We start from the raw sequence: 427 nt of genomic DNA, 5'->3' as shown, positions 1-427 counted from the left end.
AGATAGACCACATGTATCTTGTAATAGGGCAATGGCTGGAGCTGTTCAAGCAAGGTGCTAAAAGAAATAATAAGTAGTTATTATTAAAATATAGAAATAAGAATCTGTCTCATGTTTATGCTCAACATTATTTATAAATTTTAATTATTTTTAAGCATAACATGAGACAGAAGAATAGAGGGGTAAGATATGGGAAATTATAATGATTTTGATTTGGATTTAAAAATGGTAAACGAAAATGAAGCAAAAAATGTGGCTGTAGCAGGAGGCACCACAGTAGTCATAGACTCAGCATTATTTTGTGGTATTAGAATATCTGAGTATATAAACTGTACTCCTGGCTGCGCAACGCCAACGAAAGATAGACCAGCTGCATCTTGTCATAAGAGAATGGCTGGAGCTGTCCAAGCAAGGTGCTAAAAGAAAG

At 34.7% G+C, this 427-nt stretch carries 1 protein-coding gene; it reads left to right on the top strand.

What is annotated here, in order from left to right:
- The first annotated feature begins 189 nt into the window (after positions 1 to 189).
- On the top strand, positions 190 to 420 hold the full coding sequence (locus B3603_RS05490; protein ID WP_291561719.1) for a hypothetical protein: 231 nt from the start codon (positions 190 to 192) through the stop codon (positions 418 to 420).
- Positions 421 to 427: the final 7 nt, after the last annotated feature.

Origin of the sequence: Clostridium sp. UBA2485 (assembly GCF_002341865.1) — a bacterium.
Classification (GTDB): domain Bacteria; phylum Bacillota; class Clostridia; order Clostridiales; family Clostridiaceae; genus Clostridium_J.
Note: the sequence above shows the minus strand (reverse complement) of the source record. Positions and strands in the feature narration are given on the sequence as shown.

Coding starts and splice junctions, on each gene's coding strand:
- B3603_RS05490 (WP_291561719.1), top strand. CDS start 190: ATGGGAAATTATAATGATTTTGATTTGGATTTAAAAATGGTAAACGAA.